The sequence below is a fragment of the Paenibacillus sp. MAH-35 genome (genome assembly GCF_058135425.1).
Map to the genome: position 1 here is coordinate 206,691 of NZ_JBYUPU010000001.1, position 13,262 is coordinate 219,952.

At 61.2% G+C, this 13,262-nt stretch carries 10 protein-coding genes; all 10 read left to right on the forward strand.

All coding sequences use genetic code 11. From position 1 onward, the window contains the following. Positions 1–19: 19 nt before the first annotated feature. The 10 genes from AC3Y2E_RS00800 to AC3Y2E_RS00845 all read left to right on the forward strand — a co-directional run bounded on the left by AC3Y2E_RS00800 (position 20) and on the right by AC3Y2E_RS00845 (position 13,255). Complete coding sequence (locus AC3Y2E_RS00800; RefSeq protein ID WP_379206145.1) at positions 20–5,686, forward strand: WIAG-tail domain; 5,667 nt, start codon at positions 20–22, stop codon at positions 5,684–5,686. A 232-nt stretch (positions 5,687–5,918) separates the two neighbouring features. After that, positions 5,919–6,047 carry a hypothetical protein gene (locus tag AC3Y2E_RS00805; RefSeq protein WP_379206147.1) on the forward strand — a complete coding sequence of 43 codons (129 nt, stop codon included), beginning with the start codon at positions 5,919–5,921 and terminating at the stop codon, positions 6,045–6,047. A gap of 107 nt (positions 6,048–6,154) precedes the next feature. Continuing rightward, positions 6,155–6,946 (forward strand): glycosyltransferase family 2 protein, encoded by a 792-nt coding sequence (locus AC3Y2E_RS00810; RefSeq protein ID WP_379206149.1) that lies wholly within the window; start codon positions 6,155–6,157, stop codon positions 6,944–6,946. Between the two features lie 13 nt (positions 6,947–6,959). After that, positions 6,960–8,087, forward strand: coding sequence for a glycosyltransferase family 2 protein (locus AC3Y2E_RS00815; RefSeq protein WP_379206151.1), 1,128 nt, complete (start codon positions 6,960–6,962; stop codon positions 8,085–8,087). Continuing rightward, positions 8,084–8,821: a glycosyltransferase family 2 protein gene (locus AC3Y2E_RS00820; protein ID WP_379206153.1), complete on the forward strand. Its 738-nt coding sequence runs from the start codon at positions 8,084–8,086 to the stop codon at positions 8,819–8,821. The genes AC3Y2E_RS00815 and AC3Y2E_RS00820 overlap by 4 nt, the downstream gene beginning before the upstream one ends. 41 nt (positions 8,822–8,862) lie before the next feature. Then, positions 8,863–9,594, forward strand: a complete 732-nt coding sequence (locus tag AC3Y2E_RS00825) for a sugar phosphate nucleotidyltransferase (RefSeq protein WP_379206155.1) — start codon at positions 8,863–8,865, stop codon at positions 9,592–9,594. A 27-nt stretch (positions 9,595–9,621) separates the two neighbouring features. After that, positions 9,622–10,191 carry a dTDP-4-dehydrorhamnose 3,5-epimerase gene (gene rfbC, locus AC3Y2E_RS00830; protein WP_379206157.1) on the forward strand — a complete coding sequence of 190 codons (570 nt, stop codon included), beginning with the start codon at positions 9,622–9,624 and terminating at the stop codon, positions 10,189–10,191. Next, the gene (locus AC3Y2E_RS00835) at positions 10,188–11,231 is read left to right on the forward strand and encodes an NAD-dependent epimerase/dehydratase family protein (RefSeq protein ID WP_379206159.1); all 1,044 of its coding nucleotides are present in this window, start codon (positions 10,188–10,190) and stop codon (positions 11,229–11,231) included. Before rfbC ends, AC3Y2E_RS00835 begins: the two co-directional genes overlap by 4 nt. Continuing rightward, entirely contained in the window at positions 11,228–12,115 is an 888-nt protein-coding gene (rfbD, locus tag AC3Y2E_RS00840; protein ID WP_379206162.1) for a dTDP-4-dehydrorhamnose reductase, read from the forward strand. The genes AC3Y2E_RS00835 and rfbD overlap by 4 nt, the downstream gene beginning before the upstream one ends. A gap of 3 nt (positions 12,116–12,118) precedes the next feature. Continuing rightward, entirely contained in the window at positions 12,119–13,255 is a 1,137-nt protein-coding gene (locus AC3Y2E_RS00845) for a CgeB family protein (RefSeq protein ID WP_379206164.1), read from the forward strand. The last annotated feature ends 7 nt before the right edge of the window (positions 13,256–13,262 follow it).

A 13,262-nucleotide genomic window follows, 5' to 3' on the forward strand; every position in this document is an offset into this window, starting at 1 on the left:
AAGAAGAAAGGTGACCCGGATGAAAAGGAACAAACCGAATGACGGATCGCGGGCCAAAAAACAATCCGGACAGCGGATCTACAACTCCAAGATGAATGAGCTAAGCTGGCTGGACGACGATAAAACGCAAAAAGCGCCGCGACCCAAACGTAACGAAAGCGGACCGGAGGCTACGGAACGTAAAGAAGCCGACCGTGCTCCCGAACCGGAAGCCAATGTAGCCCGGATCGCGGCAGCGCCTGCGGCGGAAGCACCCGCCCCGGACAAAGCCGCCGCGGAAAAGCCCGTTTCAGAAAAGCCCGTTCCGGAGAAGCCTGCCGTTCAAGAGCCGGCAGCAACTGCGGGCGGAAGTCCTGCCGACAAAACGATCCAGAAGGTGGAGCTGTTCGAGGAGCCGACGGATATATCCCCGGTGCTGCTCTTATTCGAACGCGCCCAGCACGAAAATGTGGCTGTCGTCTATACCGACGATATCGTCGACGAAGCGATTACGAACGAGAAGATCGCCAGCCGCGCGATCGACGGATCGAAGCTGAAGCCGAACAGCATCGGGCGCGATTCCATCGCGGATTACGCGGTCGATAACACCAAGCTGGCCGAAGGAAGCGTAACGGCGAATAAAATCGCCCTGGCTTCGATCGAGGACCGGCATATCGTCCACGGGACGATATCCGGCAAGAAGCTGAAGCCGAGATCGATATCCGGGGAGAAGCTGATCGACAACAGCATTACGTCCGAGAAGCTGGCTGACAAAACGATCGATTCGATGAAAATCGCCGAAGGCTCCATCGAGGCGAAGCATCTGCACGTACAGTGCATCTCCACCGACCTGATTCAGGACCAGTCGATCGTCAGCGAGAAAATAAAAAGCGGTGCGGTATTGTCCAGCAATCTGGCCAACGGTTCGGTAAACTCGGCCAAAATCGCCGACGGAGCCGTTCTGACGGAGAAGCTGCGGGATGGAGCCGTTACCGGGGAGAAGATCGGGGAAGCGAGTATCGACTCCATCCATCTCCAGAAAGGATCGGTATTGGGGGAGCATTTGGCGGCTGGGGCGGTGGCCGCGGAGCATCTAGCGGAAAGCAGCGTCCAGACCGTTCATTTGGCCGAGGAATCCGTAGGAACCGCCCAACTGAAGCCGCAAGCGGTAACGTCCAACAAGCTGGCAAGCGAATCCGTAGAATCGCAGCATCTGCAGCCTCAGTCGGTCCAATCGTCGCACCTGAAGCCGCAGTCCGTACTGGAAGAGCATCTGGCCGACGGAGCGGTAACAACAGGAAAGCTGGCATCGCAGGCCGTAACCGGAGCCGGGCTGTCCGACGCAGCCGTTAGCACGTCTAAGCTGGAGAACGGTGCCGTGACGGAGCCGAAGCTGGCGTCTGGCGCCGTTTCCGGCAGAGTCATCGCCGAGCGGGCCATCGACCGGCGTCATCTCTCCCCCGGCACAGTCGGCTCCGACGAGCTGGAGGAGGAAGCGGTCGGCGAGACGGAGCTGGCGACCGGCAGCGTGACGACCGGCAAGCTGCGCGACGGAGCGGTAACCGGGGAGAAGCTGGCGGATGGCTCGGTCACCTCCGGCAAGCTGGCGCCCGGAGCGGTGAACGAAGAGACGCTTGCCGAAGGCGCGGTGAAATCGCAGCATATCGGAGCGGGTGCGATCGGCACGGAACATTTTCAGAAAATGTCGATCGGCAACGATTCGATTCAGGATTATGCGGTCACGTGGAACAAAATCGCGCTAGGTTCAATAACGCGCAACCATCTTGTTCAGGGAACGGTGTACACGCACCATATCGTGGACCACGCGGTTACGACGTCGAAGCTCGCCCCCGAGACGGTGTCCACGGACAAAATGACCGACCTGGCGGTGACCTCATCGAAGCTGGCGGATGCCAGCGTAACAGCGTCGAAGCTGGCGCCCGGAGCGGTTCGTGGTGCGCACCTGGCGGACAATGCCGTTACGTCGGAGCATTTGACGCAAGGAGCGGTGCTTGGCGAACATCTGGCTGCGGACTCGGTCAGCCAAGAGCATTTGAGCGCCGGTTCGGTTGCCTCCGAGACAATTCGCAGCGAAGCGGTCACGGAAGCGAAGCTGGCCGACGGCTCGGTGACCGCGGCCAAACTCGCGCCGGATAGCATAACCGGCGGCAAGCTGGCCGCTTCCTCGGTGGAGTCGCGCCATATCGTAGCCGGTTCGATTACGCCGGAGCTGCTGGCCGAGGGGAGCGTCGGCTCAACCCATCTGGCCCAAGGGGCGGTCACGGGCCGCCATATCGGCAAACGGGCGATCGTCTCCGAGCATGTTCATGAAGGTACGATCGTATCGCGCCATCTGGCAAATAACAGCGTTGTCGGATCGCATGTGGCGGAGGGAGCGATTTCGGCCCGCCACTTGTCGGCAGGCAGTATCGAGAGTACCCATCTGAAGACGGGTGCGATCCTGCCGAACCACATTAGCGAAGGCGCCGTCGAAGCGGCGCATCTGGGGAACGGTGCCGTCGGAGCTTTGCATCTTAGCGCTGGCAGCGTCTCCGAGGATGCGCTTCAAGACGGAGCTGTGACGTCCGAGAAGCTGGCGTCCGGTTCGGTGAACTCGGATCATTTGGCCCCGCAATCGGTAACGAGCGACAAAGTGGCGGACGAAACGATTGCCGGCAAACATTTGAAAAACGAAACGATTCAAAGCTACCACTTGAAGTCCGGCATTATCCGGGCGGCTCATCTGGAAGCCGGTGCGATCACCGCCGAGCATTTGTCGCCGGACAGCGTTGCAGGGGGCAGTATCCAATCGGCGGCGATTACGGAAGGGCATTTGGCGGATGGTGCGGTTACTCAGGGGAAAATCGGCCCGGGTGTCGTGCAGGCCGTTCACCTGGCGGGTGAATCGGTACGTTCCCGGCATCTAGCCTCCCAGTCGGTAGCCGAGTCGCATTTGCAAGACCAGGCCGTCTCTCCGGCGAAACTGCAGCAGGGGGCCGTTACGGAAGAAAAGCTGGCCGCACGTGCTGTAACGTCGGAGAAGCTGGCTGCGGAAAGCGTCCGAAGCGAGCATATCCAGGCGGAAGCGCTTCGGGGCTACCATCTGCAGGCCGCCGCGGTCAAAGGATACCACATCGAGCCGGGCGTGCTGCGTACGGAGCATCTGGCGCCGGGCAGCGTTAGCGGCGACAAGGTCGCGGCCGGCTCCATCGGCCAGGACCACCTGGTAGACGGTGCCGTGACGGGAGAGAAGCTGGCATTCGAGTCGGTAAGCGGAGGACATCTGCTGAACGAATCGGTTCAGTCCTGCCATCTGGCCGACGGTGCGGTGGCCGAGGAGCATATTCAGGAAAATGCGATCACCTCCTCGATGCTGCAGGATGAAGCGGTGACAGGAGCGAAGCTCGCAGCGGATGCGGTCAGCGCGGAGAAGCTGGCGGCGGGCGCAGTGACCGAGGAGAAGCTGGCGCCAGGCAGCGTAACGGCCGACAAGCTGGCAGACGGCTCTGTCACGTTAAAGAAGCTGGCACCCGGATCGTTATCCGGTACGGTTCTGGCCGGCGGCAGCATCGAAGGCAGCCATATTCAGCTAGGAGCGGTACAAGGGCTGCATATCCGTAAAAACGCGATCGGCCGAGAGCAGTTGCAAGCCGGTTCCATAGGAGCAGAGCAGCTCGCGGAAGGCAGCGTCGGCCGGCAGCATCTGACGGCCGGCAGCGTAGGCGGGCAGCAACTGGCGGACGGTGCGGTGACGTGGGAGAAGCTGGCGTTCGAGGCGATCGATACCGACCGGCTCGCGGACGGTTCGGTTACCTCGGCCAAACTGGCAGATCAGTCGGTAACCACGGCCAATCTGGCAGCCGGCAGCGTCGTCAGCGGGCATATTCGCCCGGGCACGGTTCAAAGCATCCATATCGGCCCGGAATCGGTGCAGTCGGCTCATCTGCAGGCCGGCTCCGTAGAAGCAGAGCATTTGGCGGCCGAGAGCATCCGGACGGAGCATCTGACGGCCGGCAGCGTAGGCGGGCAGCAACTGGCGGACGGTGCGGTGACGTGGGAGAAGCTGGCGTTCGAGGCGATCGATACGGAGCGGCTCGCGGACGGTTCGGTCACCTCGGCCAAATTGGCAGATCAGTCGGTAACCACGGCCAATCTGGCAGCCGGCAGCGTCGTCAGCGGGCATATTCGTCCGGGCACGGTTCAAAGCGTCCATATCGGCCCGGAAGCAGTGCAGTCGGCTCATCTGCAGGCCGGCTCCGTAGAAGCGGAGCATTTGGCGGCCGAGAGCATCCGGACGGAGCACCTGACGGCCGGCAGCGTAGGCGGGCAGCAACTGGCGGACGGTGCGGTGACGTGGGAGAAACTGGCGTTCGAGGCGATCGATACCGACCGGCTCGCGGACGGTTCGGTCACCTCGGCCAAACTGGCCGATCAGTCGGTAACCACGGCCAATCTGGCAGCCGGCAGCGTCGTCAGCGGGCATATACGTCCGGGCGCGGTCCAGAGCTACCACATCGGCCCGGAGGCGATCCGGCCCGCTCACCTTCAAGCGGGTTCCATAGGAGCGGAGCAGCTCGCGGCCGGGAGCGTCGGGACGGAGCATCTGGCAGCCGGCAGCGTAAGCGGTCAGCAACTGGCGGACGGAGCGGTGACGTGGGAGAAGCTGGCGTTCGAAGCGATCGATACGGAGCGGCTCGTAGACGGCTCCATTTCTTCCGCCAAGCTGGCACCCGGCTCTATCACCGGTTCCGCTCTGTCGGCCGACAGCATCGACAGCGGCCATCTGCGCGAAGGTGCGGTTCAGAGCCGGCATCTCGAGCCGGGATCGGTCAAGGAAGAGCATCTGGATCAAGTGGGGTGGATCGCCGAGCGGCTGCCCGACGGCAGCATAGCCGGCGGTAAACTGCAAAGTGCGTCGGTCACCTCCGAGAAGCTGGCGGCGGAAAGCGTGACGACGGAGCAGCTCGCCAACCTGGCGGTAACCTCCGAGAAGATGGCTTCGCGGTCGGTGACCGGCGCGATCCTTGCGTCGGACAGCGTAGAGGGGATTCATATCCGCCCGGGAACGATTCAAAGCCACCATATCGAAGCCGGCGCGATCAAGCCGCATCATCTCGAAGGCATCGCCTGGCCGATGCGCGACCCTTCCCAGGAGGAGTCTTCCGTCGCCAGGTTGAGAAGCGGGGCGGTAGCCTCCGGACATTTGGCGGAATATGCGGTTACGTCCGAGAAGCTCGCGGACGGCGCGGTCACAACGGATAAAGTTGCGGAAGGAGCGGTAACGTCCGAGAAGCTGGCGGACGATTCGGTCACCTCGGGCAAACTCGCGGACGGATCGGTCACTTCAAGCAAGCTGACCGAAGGTTCGGTAAGCTCCGAGCATATCGCCGACGGGGCGATTCCGGCAAGCAAGCTCGATTTCGCAGCCGTGCAGACGACCGGACGGACAGGAAGGGCGCTGCAGCAGTTCGGAGCCGCTCCATTCCGGTTCGCCGTGCATGATGAGACCGTGTTTATCGAAGTTGTGTTCGAGGAGCCGTTCGCCGATACCGGCTACGTGCTCGTAGCGATGACGAACCATTCAGCCTGCTACCCGGTATTAAAAGCGAAAACCGAAAGGTGCGCGACGGTAGAGGTCGTGCGGACGAAGTTTACTCCGGAGCCCCAAGGGTTGATAAATTGGATTGCGATCGGAGCCGGCGTTTAAGCGCTTGTGTTCGCGCAGCGTCAGGCCGGCCGATCAATCGGCTGAAGCCGACATACGGCAGCCCCCTTACTCCGCTTGCGGAGCAAAGGGGGCTTTGTCCTGTTTTGGGCAGATGTACATAAACCGTGCCGGCTCGTTTATTGATTATGTATGAGCCGTTTTTGCGGCTGCTAAAGCCCTTTTTATCGGACAATCGGCAGGTGCCCTTTCGTCGAATGCGGATTTTCATAGAATGACTCGTAAGAAAAGCAACCATAAGCGGCTTGGCGGCGCGAAGCCGGGCAAGCTGCGGCGGAAGCGATTCGTACAGGCGGAGGAAGCCGCTGTCCCATACGCTTTTCCAGAAATCGGAGGTGAATGATGTTGAAGCCGCGAGCCGGCAAAAAAAGGAGAATAAACACTCGCTTACACCGGAGGGGGGCGGCCGCCGGCCGTCTCCATTCCCGCCGCACAACGGTCAGGCCTGGCTTGCGTGACCGGTCCGGACAATCCGGCGCAGAGCCGGGACAACAAGATTACTCCGGATATCCAGCCGTATCGGTCGTCATCCCGGTCGTGAATGAACGGAGGACGATCGGACGCGTCATACGTCAGGCGTTCCGCGTTCACCGGAACACTGAAGTTATCGTCGTGGCCAACGGTACGACGGACGGAACACGGCAATTGGCGGAATCGCTTGGAGCGCGCGTTATTACGTATCCGGAAGCGCTCGGCCACGACGTAGGCAGAAGCATCGGAGCCAAAGAAGCGAAGGGGAAAATCGTGCTTTTTACCGACGGGGATATCGTCATTCCCGCTAAAGACCTGATGCCGCTGATCAAGGCGGTGGAGAACGGGGTCGATATTGCGCTTAACAGCTATATGGGACCGACGGGCAAACGGAACGTGCACGGAGTCGTACTTGCCAAGCACGCCATGAATATCGCTTTATCGCGGCCGGACCTGAAGGGCGCTTCGATGACGACGATCCCTCACGCCTTAAGCCGGAGGGCGATCGAGACGATCGGCTTCGAGGAGCTTGCGGTTCCGCCTAAAGCCCAAGCGATCGGAATATGCCGGGGGCTGGATGTCCGAGCCGTCCATTATATCGATGTGGGCAGGCCGAACCCGATCCGCAGAAGACGGCAGAAGACGGGGGGAGACCCGCTCGAGCAATTGATAATAGGAGACCACCTCGAAGCGATGGACTGGTATATCCGATCGACGAATGAACGGGGCAATATGCCCGACCTGATGCGGGTCAGGGAAATCGTGAGGTGAAGGCATGGGTCGATTGCGAAAACGTCAACACCGAATAACCGGCCGAACGCGCGGCCGGCCTATAAGAAGATTTCGCACGGTCGGACGGCCGATCAAAGGCAGAAGAAGAAGGGGCTTCCGGCAGCAGGGAGCCCCCGACGGACAAATTCGTGCAGCGGGGACGGCGCAGCTTGCCGGCAGAGCTTTCGAGGCCGGGAAGTCTGCCGCGTTATTGCCCGAGGTAGACGGCGTCAGCCGGGCTCAAGCGATCAACAGCTGCTGGAACGACTGGAGAGAATCGGCTCATGTCCAGGCGGCGTCCTGGACGGCTTATCATGATATCGTCCGGCATTTCGTCCAGGGGTTCGAAAGCGGAAAGGGAATCCGGCTGAACAATCCGGTGCTCGTCCCTACGCGGAAGACGATCGGAGCCGTCGTAACCGCGATGAATGAGGAAAAAGCGCTGCCTGCCGTGCTGGATCAGCTCGGCAGGCTGCCGCTAAGCGAGATCGTTATCGTCGTTAACGGCTCGACCGACCGGACGTTTTGGAGCGCGCGCACCTTAAGCGGCGGCATCGTCGTTCACTTCATGCGTCCGCTCGGACACGACGTCGGCCGGGCGGTCGGGGCGAAGCTGACGCGTTCGGATATCCTGTTGTTTCTAGACGGCGATTTTCCGGTATTTGCGGAACATCTGGTCCCTTTTATCGATGCGGTGGATCAAGGAACGGATGTGGCGCTGAACGACATCTCTCCTTATATCGACGTATTCGCGAACCGGGATCCGGTATCGGTTGTGAAGGAGATGCTGAACCGGTCGCTCGGGCGGGCCGACCTGGAAGCGAACTCGATGACGGCGGTACCGCACGCCTTGTCGCGGCAAGCGCTGGAGACGATCGGCTTCGCCAACTTGATGGTACCGCCGAAAGCCCAGTCGATAGCGGTCCGCAGCGGACTCAAAGTCGGCTGTGCGATGAGTGTGGACGTCATCTCGAAAAACCGGGTACGCGCAAAAAACTCCGGTCACGACAATCCGGTAGCCCATCTGATCGTCGGCGATCATCTGGAGGCGCTCTCGTACTTGCTTCGCACGGAAGGACCGAGGCTGTCTTCCGCTGACGATATACGCAACCGCAGCGTGCTCGGGAGGGTCTCGTCATGAGTATGACCAGCATCGTCATCCCCACCTATAACGAGCTCGGACTGCTGCGCGAATGTATAGCGGCGATCGAAACTTATACGGACACCCCGTATGAGATCGTCGTCGTGGACAACGGCTCGACGGACGGGACGCTCGAGTACTGCTTGCAAAAGCCGGTTACGCTCGTCTCCCTGCCGATGAACCGGGGCTTTCCGGAGGCATGCAACATGGGATTGCTCGCGGCAAGCGGTACCGAGCTGCTGCTGCTGAACAACGACGTCGTCGTCACGCATAACTGGTTATCCAACCTGCTCAAATGTTTGTACAGCGACCGGAAGACGGGAATCGTAGGCCCCCGCACCAACTACGCGAGCGGCAGACAGCAGATGGAGTTGTACTACGATTCTCTGGACGAATTCCACCGGATGGCCGAGACGATGAACCGGTCGGACGGGCGGAAGTGGGAAGAGGTCACACGGCTAGTCGGCCTTTGCTTCATGTTCCGTAGGGACTTGATGGACCGGATCGGACTGCTCGACGAACGGTTCTCGCCGGGTCATTACGAGGATGACGATTACTGTTACCGGGCCAGGCTGGAAGGCTACCGCCTCCTGATGGCCGGAGATACGGTCGTTCACCATCACGGCAGCGCCAGCTTCCGCAAGCAGGGCCAGGATCGGATGGACCGGCTGGTCGAGACGAACTACCGCAAATTTATCGAGAAATGGGGAGTCGATCCCAAACAGTTCATATAATCGGCAGCCGGCTGCGGCCGGCCGGAAAGGATGGGAAGCCGGTGAAAGGCGTTATTTTGGCCGGGGGCACCGGGACGCGTCTCGCCCCTCTGACGAAAATCGTGAACAAACATTTGCTGCCGGCGGGAAAAGTTCCGATGATCGAGCATGCGGTCCGCAAGCTGGCCTCGGCCGGGATCGGGGATATTCTGGTCGTCATCGGCAAGCAGTCCGCCGGGCTGTTTCTCGACTATCTGGGAGGCGGCAAGCGGTGGGGCGTGCGGCTGACCTACCGGGTCCAGGAGGAGGCCGGGGGAATCGCCCAAGGACTCGCCTTGGCCGAAGGATTCGTCTCCGAAGGCGAGAAGATGGTCGTTCTGCTGGGCGATAACCTGTTCGAGGACGATCTGCGGCCGTTTTCGGACCGGTTTGCGAAGCAGGAGCCGGGGACGGCCATGGTGCTGCTTAAGGAAACGGACGAATTGAACCGGTACGGGGTGCCTGTTTTGGCGAATGACACCATTACCCGGATCGAGGAGAAGCCGTCCGACCCGCAATCGGACTACTGCGTGACCGGAGTCTATTTGTACGACTCGGCGGTATTCGGGGCGATCCGCGGCATCCGTCCGTCTCTGCGCGGAGAGCTGGAGATTACCGATGTGAACAACCGGTACGCGGCGGAGGGCGCGCTGACCTATGGCGTGTTAACCGGCTGGTGGACCGATGCGGGCACGTTCGAATCGCTCCGGGAAGCCGGTGAACGGCTGTCCTCCCCGGATGCGGAGCCGGGATAAGAACCGATAGGGAAAGGGGAGGAAAGCATGGTTAGGCTCGAAACCAAGCTGCCCGGCGTCTTTTTGCTGGAACCGGTCGTACACGGCGACCATCGCGGCTATTTCATGGAAAGCTACACCCGCAGCAAGCTGGAGCGGCTCGGCTTGACGTACGATTTCGTTCAGGATAACGAGTCGTTATCCGCTCAGGCCGGAGTCATCCGCGGGCTTCACTACCAATTGTCCGCGAAGGCGCAGACAAAGCTGGTGCGCGTCCTTGCGGGAGCCGTCTACGATGTCGTCGTCGACATCCGCAGGGGCTCGCCGACGTTCGGACAATGGGTCGGCGTAGTTCTAAGCGAGCACAACAAGCGGCAGGTTCTCGTGCCGAAAGGATTTGCCCACGGCATCTGCACGCTCGCGCCGGACACTCGGCTGCTGTACAAAGTGGACGAATATTATTCGCCGGAGCACGACCGAGGCATCGTCTGGAACGATCCGGACCTCGGCATCGACTGGCCGGTCACCGTGCCGGTGTTGTCGGCCAAAGACGAAGGACAGCCGCGTCTGCGCGATGCGGAAATCGACTTTATATACGACGGGGAGGGACATTCATGAGAACGGTACTTGTCACGGGGGCAGGCGGCTACATCGGCTCCGTCCTCGTGCCGAAGCTGCTCGGCAAAGGCTACAGGGTGAAGGCGCTGGACCGTTACTTTTTCGGAGCCGACAAGCTGGAGCCCCACCCGAATCTGGTCGTACTGCAGGAAGACAGCCGACGCATCCGCGAGGAGCACTTCGCCGACGTTGACGCCGTGATCGATCTGGTCGCCTTGTCCAACGATCCGAGCGGGGAGCTGTACCGCGAAGCCACTTACCAGATCAACCATATATCCCGGGCCAGAACGGCCCTCATGGCCAAGCAGCTCGGCGTGCGGACGTATATCCTGCCCTCTTCGTGCAGTCTGTACGGATTCCAGGAAGCGGACGTCATCGTCGACGAGACGAGTCCGACCAATCCGTTGTCGACCTATGCCAATGCGAACGAACGGGCGGAGCACAGCGTCCTGCCCCTGGCCGACGGGAGCTTCACCGTCGTCGTGATGAGACAGGCGACCGTGTACGGCTTCTCGCCGCGGATGCGGTTCGACCTCGCGATTAACGGCATGACGCTCGGAGCCTGGCGGCGCGGCGTCATCCCGCTGATGAAGGACGGGACGCAGTGGCGGCCGTTCGTCCATGTGCAGGATACGACCGACGTGATGGCCCTGCTGCTGGAGGCGGACCCGGAAGCGGTGAACGGGCAAGTGTTCAATGTCGGCTCGGATGCCAACAACTATCAGCTCGGACCTCTCGGCGAGACGATCGCCCGCGCGCTGCCGAAGGAGGTCGCCATCGAATGGTACGGCGAGCCGGATCACCGCTCATACCGCGTCAGCTTCGAGAAGATCGAGCGGGCGCTGGGCTGGAAGGCGGGATGGACCGCTGCGGAAGGCGCGCTGGAAATCTACCGGGCGCTGGAAGACGGCCGGGTGACCGATTTCGAACAGACGATCACGCTGAACTGGTATCAGGAACTGGCGAAATGGCAGAAAATCATCCGGCAGACGGAAATGTACGGCGGTATGGTCGATATCCGGGGAGGGGAAAAAGGATGAAGCGAATCCTCCTGCTCGGAGCAAACGGGCAGCTCGGCTCCGACATCCGGAGCGTGCTGACGGACGCACCGGTCGAGCTGGTGCCGCTGTACCGCCAGGATCTCGACGTGGAGCGGACCGACCGGATCGGTCCCTTCCTGCGGGAGCTCGGGCCGTTCGACGCGCTGATCAATTGCACCTCCTATCACAAAACCGACGAGTGTGAAGATTATGCGGAGAAAGCGTTCGCCGTAAACGCGCTCGCTCCGCGGGAGATGGCCCGGCTGTGCGGCGAAACCGGGGCTGTGCTGATTCATTTCACGACCGATTACGTGTTCGACGGACGGAGCCGGACGCCTTACCGGGAGACGGACCGGACTTCCCCGCTTAACGTATACGGCGTCTCCAAGGCGGCCGGCGAGCACTTCATCGCGGCGCATCACGACCGTTACTTCATCTTCCGCGTATCTTCGCTGTTCGGTACGGCCGGAGCGAGCGGCAAGGGCGGCAACTTCGTCGAGACGATGCTCCGGCTTGCCGGCGGAGGAGCGCCGATCCGGGTCGTGGACGATCAGATCATGTCGCCGACGCATACGCTGGATATCGCGGAAACGATCCGAACGTTCGTCGCGGACGGCGTATCGGGCTACGGCATCTATCACTGCTCCGGGGAAGGCGAGTGCAGCTGGCACGATTTCGCCGCCGAAGTGTTCCGGCAGCGTGGCGTGAAGGCGGATTTGCAGCCGGTGCCGAGCTCCGGCTACAAGACCAAGGCGAGCCGGCCGGCGTACAGCGTGCTCGACAACTCCAAGCTGCGCACGTACCGGTCGATGCCGCATTGGACGGAGGCGCTCCGTCGCTATTTCGCAAGAAAAGACGGACTTACGACTACAGGAGGAGGATGAGGCATGCGCCGCATAAAGAGACCTAGCGCATACGGGCGGACGCCGGTTCCGCCTCCGGACGAGGGCGACTCCGGTTGGGAGAACGGCTATCGGGACGGTTGGGCGGAAGGACGCCATTTGGGGCTGTGCGAATCGATATATGCCCGCGCCGCTTCGACAGCTGTTGGATGGCGGAACGTCAAGGTGCTGTACGTGAAGGCGGACGGAGCTCCTTATGCGGCGCTCGACCAGGGGATCGAGGATGCTCTGCAGGCGGCCGTCCGCGAAGCTGTCGTCGTCTCGCCCGAACAGGACGTCGTGCCGCTGGTCGAGGCGGCGAAGCCCGATCTCGTGCTCGTTCTCGATGCGGTCGGCCGTTCGTTCCCAACCGGACAGATCGATGCGATGCGGGCGAAAGGGTTCAGGACCGCGGTCTGGCTGCCGGACGATCCTTACCATTCCGACAAGACGGCCGCGATCGCGCCTCATTACGATTATGTGTTTACTCTGGAAGCCAGCTGTGTTCCGTTTTATAAGTCGCTCGGCTGTCCGCACGTTCATTACTTGCCTTTCGGCGTCAATCCCCGATTCATCCGCCATACGCGGCCGGACCTGACGTATCGCAGCGACATCTGCTTCGTAGGCAGCGCTTTTTGGAACCGGGCCGCCTTCTTCGACGAAATCGCCGAATATTTAGCCGGCAAGCGGCTGAAAATAATCGGCTGGTGGTGGGACCGGATGCGCAACTACCACTTGCTCGAGGATAAGATCCACGGCGTCTGGCTGTCGCCCGAAGAAACGGCGAAACATTACAGCGGAGCCAAAATCGTCATCAATCTGCACAGGTCGGCGGACGATGAGTCCCATAACGCCAACAGCCGGAATATTCCCGCCCATTCCGTGAACCCGCGCTTGTTCGAAATATCCGCGTGCGCCTCCCTGCAACTAGTCGACGAAAGATTGGAGCTGCCGGGTTTATATACGCCCGGGCGCGACATCGCTACGTTCGCCTCGCCCGGGGAGCTGGTGGACAAAATCGAATATTACTTGAACCACGAGGAAGAAAGGCGGGAAATGATACAAAGAGGGCTGTACCGCACCGTGACGGAGCATACGTACCGCAACCGGCTCCAGCGGCTGCTGGAGATCGTGTTCGGTTAGGCTGGTT